Raw genomic sequence first — 16,255 nt, 5'->3', positions numbered from 1 at the left:
AATGCTCTTCCGGCCGATAGCGTTCACCCAAGAGCCGCCGCCGCAGGCTGCGGGTCCAGTGCGCAAACACGGATTTGAACCGCCCCACCAATTCTACCCTCGACTGCTCTGGCGCGACTTTTTTCCAATTTCGGGTCAAAATTTAGAACAAAGCGACCGATCCGTCTAACAACTTGCTCTTGTAATTCCAATCGGATTTGCTTCTTAGTGTCGGAATGACCCTGGACCAGTTGCGGATCTTCGTTGCCGTCGCCGAACGGGCGCACATGACCAAAGCGGCCGAGTTGCTGGGCATCTCACAGTCGGCCGCGTCGGCCGCCATCCGCTCGCTCGAACAGCAGCATGGCGTCCAGTTGTTCAACCGCGTCGGCCGCAACATCGAGCTCGCCGAGACCGGACGCCGATTCTTGCCCGAAGCCAAGGCGGTCCTCGAGCGGGCTGCGGCGGCCCACAATGTGCTGGAGCATGTCTCGCAGACGATATCAGGCAGTCTCTCGATAGCTGCCAGCCAGACCATCGCCAGCTATTGGCTGCCGCGCCGGCTCGCCTCTTTCCACGAAGCCTATCCTGCCGTCAGGCTGAGCGTGAGCATTGGCAACACCAGGCAGGTCGAGACCAATGTACTTGATGGCGTAGCCGATTTTGGCCTGGTCGAGGGGCGCACCGAATCCGACATTTTGCGGCGTGCCAAGGTCGATATCGATCGCATGATGCTGGTCGTGGCGCGCTCGCACCCGGAGATCGCGGAAGTTTCGCCTGGACATCCCGACCTTGGCGGGCTTCGCTGGATCATTCGCGAAGGCGGGTCGGGCACGCGCGAGGCATTGGAGGACCTTGCCCGACGCGACGGGGTTTCGTTCGCGGACCTGCAGATATTCCTGGTATTGCCGAGCAATGAGGCTATTCGCCAGGCGGTCGAGGCCGGAGCCGGCGCCAGCATCATCTCGGAACTCGTCGTCGCCCGCGCGGTCGCCGAAGGCAGCCTGCGTTCTGTGCCGGTCGATCTGCCGAAGCGCGAATTTGCCATGATCACGCATCGCGACCGGCAGCCAAGCTTGGCCCAGATGGCGCTCAAGGCGCATCTTGGCGGCAAAGCTGAGAGATCCGCGCCGCTTTAAGCCGATCAGCCGAACTTCCGCTGCGCGTCGAGCGCCAGCCCAAGCCCGACCGAGCCGAACACATCGCCTTCGATTACCGACGCCTGCGGCACCAGCGCCAGGATCTGCTGCCTGGCCAGCGGGATCGCGGTCGATCCGCCGGTCAGGAACACCGCGGTGATGTCCGAGGCCTTCACCTGTGCGTCGCGGATGGTCTGCTCGACCGTAGCCGCAACACGCTCAATGTCCCTGGCTATGGTGGCTTCGAGACCCTTGCGCGTGATTTCTGCCGTGAACCTCACCTCGGGCAGCGCGACCTCGACATCGGCCGACGATCGGTCCGTCAGCTTGATCTTGGCCTTTTCGACCAGCGCCGCCAGCGCGTGGCCGTAACGATGCTCGACGATGTGGATGAAGCGGTCGACCAGGTCTGCGTGCTCCGCCTCATAGCGGATCTGGCGCAGATGCGTCATCGCCCTCGCGGTATAGACCAGGTTGATGCGCTGCCACGTCGCCAGGTCGATGAAGTAGCTCGCCGGCAGATTACGTTTGCCATCCTTGGTCGGTGAGAGATAGCCGAGCTGCGGCATCACATGGGCGATGCTCAGCAGCCGGTCGAAGTCGGTGCCGCCGATGTGGATGCCGCGGCTGGCCAGGATGTCGTCCTTGCGGTCAAGCGAGCGGGCGCGCTCGGGCGAGACCCGCACGATTGAGAAGTCGGACGTGCCGCCGCCCATGTCGACGATCAGCGCCAGTTCCTCGCGCGTCACCTTTTGTTCGTAGTCGAGCGCCGCGGCAATCGGTTCGAACTGGAAGGCGATCTGCTTGAAGCCGTGGGCACGAGCGGCGTTTTCGAGTTCGTGCTCCGCCTTGGCGTCGGCCTCGGCATCGTCGTCGACGAACTGCACGGGCCGTCCCAGCACGACGCTGTCGACCGCGTCATGGGCTTCTTCTTCCAGCTTCTTTTTCAGATGGCCGACGAACAGGCCGACAATCTCCATGAAGCCGATCGAGCGCGCCTTGATGCGCGTCTTTTCGTGGGCGAGCGAGCTGCCGAGCACACTCTTCAACGAGCGCATCAGGCGGCCTTCGATACTGTCCGTATAATTGGCAAGGGCGCGTCGCCCGAAATAGGTGTGGTTGTCCTCGAAATTGAAGAATACCGCACTGGGCAGCGTGACCTGGCCGTCTTCCAACGCCACCAGCCGCGGCTGCCCGTTCCTGACCACGCTTACGGTGGAATTCGAAGTGCCGAAGTCGATCCCGGCGAATGCTGGTCGCATCGTGCGTTCCTGTATTTCTGATTTGGGGAGCAGCAGCTCGTGTCCGGTCGGGCCGGGGGTCGCGGTCTAACCCATACCCTCGGAAAGGGAAACCACTTTTACGAGAGTTCAGTCTTTCCTGAACACCAGTCTTCCGAGCCAGCCGGTCAGCATGGCAAGCGATACGGCAAAGACACCGTAGAGGAAGGAATAGTCGTGCGCGACGCGGAAGATCGACTGTTCGAAACCGGACTTGCGGATTTCGAGCTGGGCGGAGCTTTCCTTGATGAACAAGCCGCTCTTGAACAGGAAGGCGCGGGCCTTATGGGTGCCGACCGGAACGTTTGGGGCGAGCCTGACGGTGGCGCGGAACAGGTTCTGCGACAGGAACTGCACACCGCCGACATTCTCGCTGTAGAGGCCGGTCGCCGCCTTGCGTTCGCGCAGCGCGGCGGTGAACTCCTCGATTGTCGCCGGGCTGTCCTCCGCGTCGGCCGGCTGCAAATAGAGGTTGGAGGCGCCAAGCGACAGCTGCTTGTAGCTGTTCGGATCGGTGACGTCCTGCAGCGGCCGCGTCGTCGCCACCGAATAGGAGACAGGTACGTTTTTGAAGGTCTCCGACTCCAGATTGACCCAGACGCCGAGCACCCGGTCCTTGCGGCGCACGACGACCGGCCGAGCCGGGCCTTCCAGCACGACGATCACGTCGTAGCGCCCTTGCCGCGCGACAAGCGGATCGGCATTTTCCAGTGAGCCGAAAATGGTCAGGTCGGCGCCGGAAAAGCCGGCGGTAATCGAGACATTGTCGGTGGAAAGGCCGATCTGGATGTTTTCGGTTAGTGGCGCCTGCGCCTTCGCCGGTGGCGCAGCAGCCAGCAGCGACAGCAAGACGGCGGCCGCGAGCGTCCTTAGGCCGGCCATCAGCTCAGGCCCACGCCGGACAGAGAATAGAGATTGGGCGGCGTGACGAAAAGATCGATGGCAAGCCGGATGGCTACCGCCAGCACGAGCAGCGCCAGCAGTGCCCTGAGTTGCTCGCCCCGCAGCCTCTGACCAGCCTTGGCGCCATATTGCGCGCCGGCGACGCCGCCTGCCATCAACAGGAAGGCGAGCATGACGTCGACCGTCTGATTGGTGGTGGCGTGGACCAGCGTGGTGTAAGCCGAGGTGAAGATGATCTGGAACAGCGAGGTGCCGATGACGACGTTGGTCGGCACTTTCAAAAGGTAGATCAGGGCCGGCACCATGATGAAGCCGCCGCCGACGCCCATGATCGAGGACAGGAAGCCAATCGCCGCGCCCAGCCCAAGCACCGGAATGACGCTGACGAAGAGCTTTGAGGCCCTGAACCGCATCTTCAGCGGCAGGCGGTGGATCCAATTATGCTGGCCGGATTTCTTCAACACCGGTGCGGCGCCGCTGCGAGTAGCGCGCAGCGCATTGACGCTCTCGACCAGCATCAGTCCGCCGACGGTGCCGAGCAGCACGACGTAGAGCAGCGAGATGAACAGGTCGAGCTGGCCGAGCCGGCGCAGGAGCGCAAAGACATAGATACCACCAGTCGAGCCGACGATGCCGCCGGCTAAAAGCACGCCGCCAAGCTTGAAGTCGAGCGTGCCGCGCTTCATGTGCGACAGGGCGCCGGAGAAGGAGGAAGCGATGACCTGGTTGGCGCCCGTGGCGACCGCGATTGCCGGCGGTATGTTGTAGAAGATCAGCAGTGGCGTAATGAGAAAGCCGCCGCCCACGCCGAACATGCCCGACAGGAAACCCACCGCCGCACCCATGGCCAGCAGCACGAAGATGTTGACGGAAATTTCCGCGATCGGGAGATAGATGCCCACCCGTCAGTCTCGATCAGTTTGCCTCCTGGCGAATGCAACCGTTGCGGGCATTTTGCGTCAGAAGGCTATCTCGTTCTTGCGCCGGCCGGGCCGTGAAGTCAAACTTCGCCGCACCGCCGAAACAAAAAACAACTCAATCAGTTAACAGGCAAATCTGTGGCAAGGGCGTCGCGGAAACGACGCATCCGCCGTTATTTACGCGCAAGCAGCGCCTTGACCAGCTTTTCGTCAATCGCGCCGGTTGCCTTCATATCGTTGTCGGCCTGGAAGGCCATGATCGCGTTCTTGGTTTTCTGGCCCATCATGCCGTCGGGATTGCCGGCCTCGTAGCCGTTCTTGTTGAGAATGCGCTGGATGTTCTGGACCGCTTTCTTCATGTCGATGCCGGCGGTCGTCTGCGGTGTGCCGTCCTGCCACGATTCAGGAACGTCGGCCGAATTGGCGGCTGGATCGAGCGGCTTGGCCTTCCACAGTTCAGCCTGGGCCCGCGCACGCTCCAGCTGCTCGGGCCTCAGCGCCTTGGCGATCTCGTCGCGCTTGGCCGCCGCATCCTTGTCGCCGGTCTTGGCGACGAGTGCGAACCATTTGTAGCTCTCCTCGAGGTTCTGCTTCATGCCGACGCCCTTCGCCGCGAGGATGCCGAGATTGAACTGGCTATCCTTGACGCCGAGATCCGCCGCCGCCTGGAACCAGCGCGCTGCCGATTCATTGTCGGTCACGCCATCCGCCGCCATCGCAAACAGCACGGCAAGATTGTGCATCGCGCTGGCATTGCCCTGCGCTGCGGCAAGCTGGTACCAGGTTTTCGCTTTCTTGATGTCGCGTGCGACGCCGATGCCCTTCTCGTAGAAATTGCCGATGCGGTATTCTGCCGGCGCGAAACCGAGTTCGGCAGCTTTCTCATACCATTTGGCCGCCGCCGCCATGTCTTCTTTGACGCCGCGAGACTCGGCGTAGCGCGAGCCGATCTCGAACAGCGCCTTGGCGTCGCCGCCCGCCGCTGCATCGCGCAGGGCGGCCGGACCGGCATCGGCCGGAACGTCGATCTTGGCAACGCCTGCCGCGGCAGCATCCGCCGGTGGCACCGTGCCGGTCGAGTCCTGCGTCGCAGCGGTGGCTATAGCAGGCGCGGCAGCCATTGGCTCGGCGTCGCTGGCCGTCGCCGCTGCCGGCGTGGGCACTGCGGCCGCGGAGTCTTGCGCCACCAGGTCAGCGGGCTCCGCGGAAGCCGAGGGCGCCGTCGATGTCTCGGCTGCCGGTGTAGCGGGGCCGGTTTGCGCCGCCGTGTCGTCCTTGGTCATCGATGCGGATGGCTCTGCCTGCCTGACGGTGGGCGACGGCGCGCTCTCCTGTGGTGTCGTCTGCGCGTCCGCCTTCGGCTCGCTGGCAACGCTGGCCAAATTGGTTTCCACCGGCTGTACGGCCACGGCCGGTGCCGCCTCATTGTTGGTGACTTCGACCGGGTCGGAGAAGAAGGCTTTGCCCAGTTGCAGGCCGGCAAGCGCCAGCATGATGGCGATTGCCCCCATCAGGATCGGCTTGCGCCGCGCCTTGAGCAGGTCGCCGATCCTGAGTGCCTTGACCGGGCCTTTCATCGTCGACTGGCGCTTGAGGGCGTCCGCCTCGGCAGCCGCCGCTTGCGCAGCCCGTCTGGCTGCCGCAATGAAGTCCGATTTTGCCGCCTCAGCGCCGCCTTCCCGGGTCGGCTGCCCGCGCTCGTCGCGCACGCGCTTCATGATGGCGCTGAGGTCGGGTGCGCCGGAGCCGGGTTCCAGTGGCCGGTTGGCGAGCTTGGGGTCGAGGGGCTCGTCGAGATCGACGCTCGGTATCTCGGCGCTCTGCGCCGAGCCTGCAAGCGGCGGCATCTCGGCGTCCTTCTTGCCCTTCAAGGCGCGCGCCAGCCCGCCTAACATCGATTTCCTGCCGCCGCCTTGCTCGGATTTTTCACGCGTCGTGTCTGAACCGAGAGCCGCCAGGGCTGCTGCGGCGGCGGCCTCGGCTGGCGTACGCGGACCTGGCTCGTCGCGGACGAGCGCCGCGGCGCGGCCGTCGAGATCGGCCATGCTGCCTGTCAACGGCAGCGGCTGGTCGAGGTCCATCGACGGTGCGTCCTGTACCGAGATCTTGGATGGCCGGCCGAAACGCTTGCTCAACTCCGCGCTTGCCGGTTCGCCCGTCTCCAATGAACCAAGCCTGTCAACGATCTTGAGCAGCGTATCGTGGATAGCCTCGAACGTTCTCGAATTGCGCTCGTCCGAACGCCGCGTCAGTGCCTCGAGCGTCTTCAGGTCCTGGGCGAGGCCGGTAACGGCCGCCGTGTTGGCGCTTGATCCGGCCAGTGAGCGGACGGCGCTCTCAGCCGCCTCGCGCGCCGCGCCGAGGATGGAATCGCGGGTTCCGGCCAGCGACTTCTCGATTTCGTTGAGACGCGGGCTGATGTCGTCGAATTCCGGCAGCGGCGTGCCAGGCTTGGAAAGATGCGCCGTCAGGCCGGCGACCTGCGCTTCAAGGCTGCGGATCAACGCCGGGTCGATGCTGGCGACCTGTGCCGCGGACGAATCCAGCCGGCTTGAGATGTCTTCGAGCCGGCTCTCCAGGCCACGGATCGCCGCCTCGTTGGCGGGATCTGGAACGCGCGTCTCAATCCGCTTGGCCAGCGCGGTGAAGCGGGCGTCGATGGCATCCATGATGCCGGCGTCGACCTGCGGCATGCGCTGGTCCAGCCTGTCGGCGACCTCGTCCAACCGGCGCTCAAGGTCGCGAAACAGCATGTTGCCTTGTTCGATTGCGTCGCCCTGGCGACGTTCCATCATGCTGGACAGCACGTCGAAGCGCTGCTCGAGCCCCTGGAAGATGTAGTCGGCGTCGGGCATGGCAGGTGCGTGGTCGATCTTGTCGGCAATAAGCGCGACTTGCCTGGCAAGGCGCTCCATCGCCTGTTCCGGCAGATTGGCTCGGCCGGCCAGTTCATCCACGCGGCTCGACAATGTGTTGAGACGGTCGATGACCTCCCGACCCGGACGATCCTGCGACACTTCTTCGATTTGCTGGGCCAGTGAATCGATCCGCTTCTCGATGCGTTCGAAGGGCTCGGGGTCGAACGAATTGGCTTGCGCAGCAACCGTCGAGGCGACGATCGCGCGGGAAATCTCGTCGAGCCGCTCGTCGATCTGACTGAATGTGTCGCCGCCGCGATTGTCCTGCTGGCGGGCGAAATGGTCGACCGCTCCGGCAAGCGTGCGGACCTTTTCCTCGAGCGAGCGCAGCGACAGCGATTCCGGCAGATTGCTGACGGCATTGCTGATCTGTTCGAGCCGCTCCGTCAGCGCCGACAGGCCGGGTGCATCGGAACGCTTGCGCTGATCGGCCTCGACGCGATCCTCGAAAGCGTTCCAGCGGCGGTCGAAATCGTCCCAGCGGCGTCCGACCGCCTGCACGCTCTCCTCGCGCGCTAGCGTATCGAGCGCGGCTTTGACCTGCTCAAGCTCGAGCCGCAGCATATTGACGCTTCTGTCGTCGCTTTTTTCGGCCAGTGTCTGGATGGCGCCGGAAAGCCGCTCGAATTCGACGCTGAGTTCGGCGCTGCCTTTGCCGCCGCCATTTGACTGGAAGGCTCGCTCAATATTCTTCCGCAGTACCTCGAACTCGCGTTGCAGGCCGGAGGTCATCTGCTGGCGCAACTCTTCGCGCAGGCCGCGCAATTCCCCGGCGATCTTGCCGGCTAGGGCGACGCCGTCCTCCTGGCCGCGCACCCGGTCGATATCGCGGGCGATCGCCTGGTAATTCTGGTCGAAAGCCGCTGCTGGACCTTTCGGCCGCTGCGCGCGTGGATCCTCATACCGGCGCTGCTGGCCATAGGGTTGGGCGCTGGGATAGCGTGGTTCTGCCGCTGGTCGGCGCGGATCGGGGTGGCTTGCCGTCTCCTCGCGCGTCCGCTCCAGCCGCTGCTCCAGAGTTTCCAGGGAGCGGTTGAGCTCTTCAAGCGTCGTGTGCGGCCGGCGTTGCCTGCCGGCGTTGAGTGTATCGAGGTAGGACCGCTTGCTGTTCATCAATGCGCCCGTTTCAGAATTGCTGGCTTTCACCAGGTTCCCAAAGTCCTGCCGGGACGAAGGCGACTGCTTGGCTTGTTGCAGTGGAAGACGAGCTTCCCGGTCTCATCCGCGCTCCGAAAAACCGTGAAAAATTCAGTACAGGATAGACACGGGTAACCGACATGCGCACATTTCGCCCCAACGTGGTAAACAACGCGTTAACCAAGCTTAAGAAGTTGCAACTTTGTCGGCTGGCTGCCGACGGCGCCGGGTGTCTTTTTTGGACGCGCAAAAGACGTTGTAGAATTTTGATCAGCCGCATGATCGCTCCCGAAATCGGCAACGACCTTTTAGGTTGTCCGCTGGTGCTGCGGCATAAAGTTGCAAGACCAGAACACTCTTGCGTGCTGAGGCGGCTATCGATATAGAATTGACGTAAACGTAAATGAGCGGATTACGCCGTTTGCGATTTGTTTGTTGAAACCACGAGTGGAAGCACGCCCCCGCTTTCACTCAGGCGACGCAAGGTCGGCGACCGCGACGCCACCAGACGGGGAAAGCCAGTGACCATGAAACTCATTTCGCCCGGCCAAGCCGCGGCCAACACCAACGATATGTCGAGCGAAGCCGGTGAAGAGCTTGTCCGCATCGGCGAAATGGCCAAGAAATACGGAGTGACGCTGCGTACGCTGCGTTTCTATGAGGACAAGGGTCTGCTCAACCCGCAGCGCGACGGCTCGACCCGTCTCTATACACGCCGCGACAGGGCCCGGCTGAAGCTGATCCTGCTTGGCCGCAAGGTCGGGTTCTCGCTGCGCGACGTCAAGCAGATGATGGACCTCTATGATCCGAACGGCTCCAACACCAAGCAATTGCGGCTGGCGCTCGACAAGTCGGAGAAGCAGCTTGCCCGTCTGCAGAAGCAGCGGGCGCTGATCGACGACGCCATCAGCGAACTGAGTGCTTCGATGTCGACCGTCCGGCAAATGCTGATCGAGCGCTCGACGCCGCAGGCCAGCGTAGCGAGCTAAACTAAGCTTTCGATTTGTGACGAATAAGAGCCGCGTGGCTTTCGCTGCGCGGTTCTTCGTCGTTTGCCGTACTTTGTCGTTTGTCGTCCTGGCGCGCGGGACAAAATTTGCCGCACCGCCGAATTGACGTTTACGCAAACGTCAATATTTGTTATCTCGACCACAACGTTGGTCCGTCTGCCATCCTCATATGCTGGGGCTGATTTCAGGGCCAAGACCGCATGGTGGAGGAAACGCATGCCGATCTACAGAGCGCCGGTCCGGGACACGCTGTTCGTGCTGAACGAAGTGCTGGGATATCAGCGTTATTCCAATCTTCCCGGATTTTCCGACGCGACGCCGGATGTGCTCGAGGCCATCCTTGCCGAGGGCGCGAAGCTCGCCGAAAACGTGATGCAGCCGCTGAACCGCGTTGGCGACGTGGAAGGCTGCATGCGCCATGACGACGGTTCGGTAACGACGCCGAAAGGCTTCAAGGAAGCTTTCGACCAGTATCGCGAAGGCGGCTGGATGGGGCTCGCGGCACCTGTCGAGTTTGGCGGGCAAGGCTTGCCCTACGCAGTGCACACTGCGGTTGCCGAATACATGGTGTCGGCCAATATGTCGCTGATGATGTATGCCGGCCTGACGCAAGGCGCGATCGCTGCGATCATCACCCATGGCACCAAAGAGCAGAAGGCAACATGGTTGCCGAAGCTGGTCGAGGGCGCCTGGACCGGCACCATGAACCTGACCGAGCCACACTGCGGAACCGATCTTGGCTTGCTGCGCACCAAGGCCGTCCCAAATGGCGACGGCACCTACAGGATCTCCGGTCAGAAGATCTTCATCTCGGCCGGCGAGCATGACATGTCGGACAATATCGTCCACCTGGTGCTGGCCCGTATCGAGGGCGCGCCGGATGGCGTGAAGGGCATCTCGCTGTTCATCGTGCCGAAGCTCAAGCTCGATGCCTCAGGCAATCCGGGCGAGAAGAACACCGTCTCCTGTGGCTCGATCGAGCAGAAGATGGGTATCCATGGCAACTCGACCTGCGTCATGAATTACGACGACGCTGAAGGCACGCTGCTCGGCGAGGCCAATGGCGGGCTGAAAGCAATGTTCACCATGATGAATGAGGCGCGGCTTGGCGTCGCCCTGCAGGGACTTTCGCTATCTGAGGTTGCCTACCAGAATGCGGTTTCCTACGCCAAGGATCGTCTGCAGGGCCGCTCGCTGTCAGGGCCGAAGGCGCCGGACAGGAAGGCCGATCCGATCATCGTCCATCCGGACATCCGCCGCAGCCTGATGACCATGAAGGCTTTCAACGAGGCCGGCCGCGCGCTGGCGCTGTGGACGGCGATCAAGTCCGACATCGCTCACCGCTCCGGTGACGACAAAGATCGCCAGGTCGCAGACGACTACACCGGCCTGATGACGCCGGTGGTCAAAGGCGTGCTCACCGACAAGGGGTTCGATCATGCGGTAATGGCGCAGCAGGTCTTCGGCGGCCACGGCTATATAGAAGAGCACGGCATGAGCCAGTTCGTCCGCGATGCCCGCATCGCCATGATCTATGAGGGTGCCAACGGCATCCAGGCGCTCGACCTCGTCGGCCGCAAGCTGGCCTTGAATGGCGGCCGCGCGGTCCAGGCTTTCTTTAAGGAAGTCGGAGAGTTCTGCGAGGAAAACCGCACCGACGAGACGATGGCGCCCTTCACCAAGGCGCTGAAGAAGGGCCTCAACGATCTGCAGACGGCGACGATGTGGCTGGTGCAGAACGGCATGGCCAAGCCCGATAACGCCGGTGCCGCCTCGACCGATTACATGCATCTGTTCGGCCTGGTGGCGCTGGGCTATATGTGGGCGCAGATGGCCAGGGTGGCCGCAGCGAAATTGGCGAATGGCGCCGACGGCGCTTCGTCTTTCTACGACAACAAGCTGGTGACGGCGCGCTTCTTCATAGAGCGGATCATGCCGGAGACGTCGGCGCATCTTGCCCGCATCTCCAGCGGTGCCGACACATTGATGGCACTGCCGGCGGAAGCGTTCTAGCTTCGGCGTTCCCCTCCCCCTCGAGGGGAGGGTGGCCCGAAGGGCCGGGAGGGGTCCTGCGTGCAGTGCGCCGACCTCCATTCTGGTGCATGCCCTGTGAGGAAAATGATCGCAATGCCGTGGCACATGGCGCAGGTTGTAAAAGATAAGGTCGAGCAAGTCATCGGCGACCCCACCCGGCCGCTTCGCGGCCACCCTCCCCTCGAGGGGGAGGGGAACGTCGGCGCGAGGGAGAAACCATGACCCACCCCGCCGAAATCCTTGGCCTTCCCAAGCCCGCCTGGGCGGCGGACGAGGTCGGCATGCTTTACGACATGGCGCACCGCTTCATGTCGGAAGAGATCGCGCCGCGTTACGACGAGTTCGAGAAGAACGAAATGGTCGACCGCGAGAGCTGGCTGAAGGCGGGTGCTGCCGGCCTGCTGTGCGCCTCGATGCCGGAGGAATATGGCGGATCGGGCGGCACCTTCGCGCATGAGAGCGCCATTATCGAGGCGATCGGCCATGTCGGCGTCGACGGGTTCGGCATTGGCCTGCACAATTCGATCGTTGCCCCCTATATCCTCCACTACGGCTCGGAGGAGCAGAAGAAGAAGTGGCTGCCGAGGCTGGCGAGCGGCGAGCTGATCGGCGCCATCGCCATGACCGAGCCCGGTGCGGGCTCCGACCTTCAGGGCGTCAAGACGCGCGCCGAAAAGGACGGCAACCAGTACAAGCTCAACGGCTCGAAGACCTTTATCACCAACGGCCAGCTCGCCAATTTCATCATCGTCGTTGCCAAGACCGATCCTGAGAAGGGCGCCAAGGGCATCTCGCTGATCGTCGTCGAGACCGACGAGCTGGAGGGTTTCGAGCGCGGCCGCAACCTCGACAAGATCGGCCTCAAGGCCAACGACACGTCGGAACTGTTCTTCAACGACGTACGTGTGCCGACCTCGAACCTGCTCGGCAACCACGAAGGCCAGGGCTTCGTCCAGTTGATGCAACAATTGCCGCAGGAGCGGCTGCAGATCGGCACCACTGCTATTGCCATGGTCGAGCGGGCGCTGGCGCTTACCATCGACTACGTCAAGGAGCGCAAGGCCTTCGGCAAGGCCATCATCGAATTCCAGAACACCCAGTTCAAGCTTGCCGAATTGAAGACCGAGGCGACCATCGGCCGCGTCTTCTATAATGACTGCGTTGCCCGCCACATTAACGGCGGCCTCGACCCGGTGACCGCTTCGATGGCCAAATACTGGCTGTCAGACCTGCAAGGAAAAGTCGTCGACGAATGCCTTCAATTGCATGGCGGCTATGGCTACATGAATGAATATCCGATTGCGCGCATGTTCCGCGACGCCCGCGTCCAGCGCATCTACGGCGGCACCAACGAGATCATGAAATTGCTGATCGGGCGCTCGCTCTGAGCGAGTTTCAGCAAACCCAAGGAGCAGGAAAATGGCCGAAGCTTATGTCTATGATGCCGTGCGCACGCCGCGCGGCAGGGGCAAGAAGGATGGCTCGCTGCACGAAGTGCCGGCGGTGCGGCTCGGCGCCAAGGTGCTCGAGGCCATCCGCGACCGCAACGGGCTGGACACCGGCACCGTCGACGACATCATCTTCGGTTGTGTCGATCCGGTTGGCGAGGCGGGTGCGGTCATTCCACGTGCCGCCGCTTTCGAGGCCGGCTACGACACCAAGGCGCCTGGCATGCAGATATCGCGTTTCTGCGCCTCGGGCCTCGACGCCATCAATTTCGGCGCCGCCAAGATCGCGCAGGGCGCCGACGAGGTCGTCATCGCCGGTGGCGTCGAATCGATGTCGCGCGTCGGCATGGGCGCCTCCGGCGGCGCCTGGTTCATGGACCCATCGGTCGGCCTACCCGGCTGGTTCGTGCCGCAAGGAATCTCGGCCGACCTGATCGCCACCAAATACGGCTTTTCGCGCGACGACGTCGATGCCTACGCAGTCGAAAGCCAGAAGCGTGCCGCCAAGGCGTGGGGCGAGGGCCGGTTCAAGAATTCGGTGATCTCGGTCAAGGACCAGAACGGCCTGACCATCCTCGACCATGACGAACATATGCGGCCCTCGACCGACATGCAGTCGCTTGCCGCGCTCAACCCGTCCTTCGTCATGCCCGGCGAAATGGGCGGCTTCGACGCCGTCGCCGTGCAGAAGCATCCCGAGGTGGAACAGGTCAACCACGTCCACCATGCCGGCAATTCCTCCGGCATCGTCGATGGCGCGGCGGCCGTGCTGCTCGGCTCGAAAAAGGCGGGAAAGACGCTCGGCCTCAAGCCGCGCGCACGCATCCGTGCGTTCGCCAACATCGGCTCCGAACCGGTGCTGATGCTGACCGGCCCCGTCGACGTCACCGAGAAGCTGTTGAAGCGGGCGAAGATGAAGCTGTCGGACATCGACCTGTTCGAGCTCAACGAGGCCTTCGCTTCGGTGGTGCTGCGCTACATGCAGGCTTTCGACATTCCGCATGACCGGATCAACGTCAATGGTGGGGCCATCGCCATGGGCCATCCGCTCGGCGCCACCGGTGCGATGATTTTCGGTACGGTGCTGGATGAATTGGAACGCCGCGACCTCAACACCGCGCTGGTGACGCTTTGCATCGGCGCCGGCATGGGCACTGCAACGATCATCGAACGCGTCTGACGGAGAGAGATGATGAGCTACACCAATTTCACCCTCGACATCGACGCCGACGGCATTGCGCTGGTCACCTGGGACATGCCGGACCGTTCGATGAACGTCTTCACCGAGGAGGTGATGCTCGAACTGAATACCATCGTCGACAAAGTGGCGAGCGATGCAGCGATAAAGGGCGCGGTGATCACCTCCGGCAAGGATACGTTCTCGGGCGGCGCCGACATCACCATGCTGCAGAAGATGCTGGCGACCCTCGCCGCCGACAAGGCGAAGGACCCGGAGAAGGCGACCAAGGCCCTGTTCGACAATGCGGGCACCATGAACGGCCTGTTCCGCAAGCTGGAAACGTCGGGAAAGCCATGGGTTTCGGCGATCAACGGCACATGCATGGGTGGCGCGTTCGAATTGTCGCTCGCCTGCCATGGCCGTGTCGCGGCCGATTCAGACAAAGTGAGGATGGCGCTTCCCGAAGTGAAGATCGGCATTTTTCCGGGCGCCGGCGGCACCCAGCGCGTGCCGCGGCTGACCGACCAGCAGCAGGCGCTGCAAATGCTGACGTCCGGCCAGACGCTGTCGCCTCAGAAGGCCAAGTCGATGGGCTTGATCCATGAGATTGCCGAGCCGGACAAGCTGGTCGAAACCGCCAAGGCGATGATCAGGAACGGCTTGAAACCGGTGGCGCCATGGGATGAAAAGGGCTTCAAGCTGCCCGGCGCCCCGATCTATTCGGTGGCCGGTGCCAATCTGTGGCCCCCGGCCATCGCCATTCTGCGCCGCGAGACCTATGGCAATTATCCCGCCGCTGCCGCCATCCTGAAATGCGTCTATGAGGGCCTGTTGGTGCCGTTCGACACCGCCTTGCGGATCGAGCAACGCTATTTCACCGAGATCATGCAGACCAGGGAAGCGGCAGCGATGATCCGTTCGCTGTTCGTGTCGCTCCAGGAACTGAACAAGGGCGCGCGCCGCCCGGCCGGTGTGCCGGAAACGAAGTTCAAGAAGATCGGCGTACTCGGCGCCGGCTTCATGGGCGCCGGCATCGCCTATGTGACGGCCAAGGCCGGCATTCCGGTGGTGCTGCTCGACCGCGACATGGAGTCCGCCGCCAAGGGCAAGGCGCATTCCGAGACCCTTATCTCGGATCAGGTGAAGAAGGGCCGTGCCAAGCCGCAGGACAAGGATCGGTTGCTGTCGCTGATCACGCCGACGGCCGATTACGCGGATCTTGCCGGCTGCGATCTTGTGGTCGAGGCGGTGTTCGAGGACTCGGCCGTCAAGAAGGATGCCACCGAACAGGCCGAGGCTGTGCTCAAGCAGTCGGCGATCTTCGCCTCGAATACGTCGACCATACCGATCACATCGCTGGCCAGGAATTCGGCGCGGCCAAAGAATTTCATCGGCATTCATTTCTTCTCGCCGGTCGACAAGATGATGCTGGTCGAGATCATCCTCGGCAAGAAGACCGGCGACAAGGCGCTGGCCACCGCGATCGACTTCGTCCGCGCCATCAACAAGACGCCGATCGTCGTCAACGATACGCGCGGCTTCTATGTCAATCGCTGCGTGCTGCGCTACATGTCGGAAGCCTACAAGATGCTGATCGAAGGTGTTCCGGCGCCGATGATCGAAAACGCGGCCAAGGCCGCCGGCATGCCGGTCGGTCCTCTGGCGTTGACCGACGAGACTGCGATCGACCTTGCCCAGAAGATCATGAAGCAGACCATGCGCGACCTCGGCGACAAGGCGGTCGACCCGAAGCAGATGGCGCTGATCAACACGATGGTCGACACGCATGGTCGCTTGGGCCGCAAGAACGGCAAAGGCTTCTATGACTATCCGGCAAAACCGGCCAAGAAGAAGCTGTGGCCAGGCCTCAGGGATCTTTACCCGCAGCTGGCGACAGAGAATGTCGACTATGAGGAACTGAAGCAGCGGCTGCTGGTCACCATAGCGCTTGAGGCGGCACGGGTGATGGAGGAGGGCATCGTTACCGATCCGCGCGAGGCCGATGTCGGCTCGATCCTGGCCTTCGGCTTCGCGCCCTATACCGGCGGTGCACTGTCCTACATAGACGGCATCGGCGCGAAAAAATTCGCTAAGATCGCCAAAGGCCTGCAGAAGAAATACGGTGCCGAGTTCAAGGCGCCGAAGCTGCTGCTCGACATGGCCGAGAAGGGCGAGACCTTCTACGAGCGCTTCGATCCTTATACCAGAAACGAGGCCAAGGAGGCGGCGTGACGCCGTCTTCGACGGTGGACAAGATGGCGGCCAAGGGATAGAACAGGGAAGGTATTTTTTCCTGTTTCGAAGGAA

General features: G+C 62.7%; 10 protein-coding genes. 6 read left to right on the top strand and 4 right to left on the bottom strand.

The window, feature by feature from the left end:
- Positions 1-215: 215 nt before the first annotated feature.
- Complete coding sequence (locus NKH67_RS28475) at positions 216-1,118, top strand: LysR substrate-binding domain-containing protein (RefSeq protein ID WP_353022789.1); 903 nt, start codon at positions 216-218, stop codon at positions 1,116-1,118.
- A 5-nt stretch (positions 1,119-1,123) separates the two neighbouring features.
- Here NKH67_RS28475 and NKH67_RS28470 read toward each other — a convergent pair whose 3' ends face one another.
- The 4 genes from NKH67_RS28470 to NKH67_RS28455 all read right to left on the bottom strand — a co-directional run bounded on the left by NKH67_RS28470 (position 1,124) and on the right by NKH67_RS28455 (position 8,252).
- Positions 1,124-2,380, bottom strand: a complete 1,257-nt coding sequence (locus tag NKH67_RS28470; protein ID WP_352470096.1) for an Hsp70 family protein — start codon at positions 2,378-2,380, stop codon at positions 1,124-1,126.
- 108 nt (positions 2,381-2,488) lie between these two features.
- Positions 2,489-3,280 (bottom strand): TIGR02186 family protein, encoded by a 792-nt coding sequence (locus NKH67_RS28465; RefSeq protein ID WP_352448631.1) that lies wholly within the window; start codon positions 3,278-3,280, stop codon positions 2,489-2,491.
- Positions 3,280-4,203 carry a sulfite exporter TauE/SafE family protein gene (locus NKH67_RS28460; protein WP_023676949.1) on the bottom strand — a complete coding sequence of 308 codons (924 nt, stop codon included), beginning with the start codon at positions 4,201-4,203 and terminating at the stop codon, positions 3,280-3,282. The genes NKH67_RS28465 and NKH67_RS28460 overlap by 1 nt, the downstream gene beginning before the upstream one ends.
- A gap of 191 nt (positions 4,204-4,394) precedes the next feature.
- The gene (locus NKH67_RS28455; protein WP_353032284.1) at positions 4,395-8,252 is read right to left on the bottom strand and encodes a peptidoglycan-binding protein; all 3,858 of its coding nucleotides are present in this window, start codon (positions 8,250-8,252) and stop codon (positions 4,395-4,397) included.
- Between the two features lie 551 nt (positions 8,253-8,803).
- Here NKH67_RS28455 and NKH67_RS28450 point away from each other — a divergent pair.
- The 5 genes from NKH67_RS28450 (at position 8,804) to NKH67_RS28430 (ending at position 16,180) form a co-directional block, all read left to right on the top strand.
- Positions 8,804-9,265: a MerR family transcriptional regulator gene (locus NKH67_RS28450; protein ID WP_023677331.1), complete on the top strand. Its 462-nt coding sequence runs from the start codon at positions 8,804-8,806 to the stop codon at positions 9,263-9,265.
- Positions 9,266-9,502: 237 nt separating this feature from the next.
- Positions 9,503-11,299: an acyl-CoA dehydrogenase gene (locus tag NKH67_RS28445; protein ID WP_353032282.1), complete on the top strand. Its 1,797-nt coding sequence runs from the start codon at positions 9,503-9,505 to the stop codon at positions 11,297-11,299.
- A 239-nt stretch (positions 11,300-11,538) separates the two neighbouring features.
- Entirely contained in the window at positions 11,539-12,708 is a 1,170-nt protein-coding gene (locus NKH67_RS28440) for an acyl-CoA dehydrogenase family protein (RefSeq protein WP_353011848.1), read from the top strand.
- A gap of 31 nt (positions 12,709-12,739) precedes the next feature.
- Positions 12,740-13,948 carry an acetyl-CoA C-acetyltransferase gene (locus NKH67_RS28435; RefSeq protein WP_352541294.1) on the top strand — a complete coding sequence of 403 codons (1,209 nt, stop codon included), beginning with the start codon at positions 12,740-12,742 and terminating at the stop codon, positions 13,946-13,948.
- Positions 13,949-13,960: 12 nt separating this feature from the next.
- Positions 13,961-16,180 (top strand): 3-hydroxyacyl-CoA dehydrogenase NAD-binding domain-containing protein, encoded by a 2,220-nt coding sequence (locus tag NKH67_RS28430; RefSeq protein ID WP_353032296.1) that lies wholly within the window; start codon positions 13,961-13,963, stop codon positions 16,178-16,180.
- Positions 16,181-16,255 lie beyond the last annotated feature (75 nt).

The organism is Mesorhizobium sp. M0968 (assembly GCF_040319065.1).
GTDB lineage: Bacteria > Pseudomonadota > Alphaproteobacteria > Rhizobiales > Rhizobiaceae > Mesorhizobium.
Note: the sequence above shows the minus strand (reverse complement) of the source record. Positions and strands in the feature narration are given on the sequence as shown.

Excerpts from the sequence above, each read along its gene's own strand:
- NKH67_RS28470 (WP_352470096.1), bottom strand. The coding sequence starts at position 2,380 with ATGCGACCAGCATTCGCCGGGATCGACTTCGGCACTTCGAATTCCACC.
- NKH67_RS28430 (WP_353032296.1), top strand. The coding sequence starts at position 13,961 with ATGAGCTACACCAATTTCACCCTCGACATCGACGCCGACGGCATTGCG.
- NKH67_RS28445 (WP_353032282.1), top strand. The coding sequence starts at position 9,503 with ATGCCGATCTACAGAGCGCCGGTCCGGGACACGCTGTTCGTGCTGAAC.
- NKH67_RS28435 (WP_352541294.1), top strand. The coding sequence starts at position 12,740 with ATGGCCGAAGCTTATGTCTATGATGCCGTGCGCACGCCGCGCGGCAGG.
- NKH67_RS28465 (WP_352448631.1), bottom strand. The coding sequence starts at position 3,280 with ATGGCCGGCCTAAGGACGCTCGCGGCCGCCGTCTTGCTGTCGCTGCTG.
- NKH67_RS28455 (WP_353032284.1), bottom strand. The coding sequence starts at position 8,252 with ATGAACAGCAAGCGGTCCTACCTCGATACACTCAACGCCGGCAGGCAA.
- NKH67_RS28440 (WP_353011848.1), top strand. The coding sequence starts at position 11,539 with ATGACCCACCCCGCCGAAATCCTTGGCCTTCCCAAGCCCGCCTGGGCG.
- NKH67_RS28475 (WP_353022789.1), top strand. The coding sequence starts at position 216 with ATGACCCTGGACCAGTTGCGGATCTTCGTTGCCGTCGCCGAACGGGCG.
- NKH67_RS28450 (WP_023677331.1), top strand. The coding sequence starts at position 8,804 with ATGAAACTCATTTCGCCCGGCCAAGCCGCGGCCAACACCAACGATATG.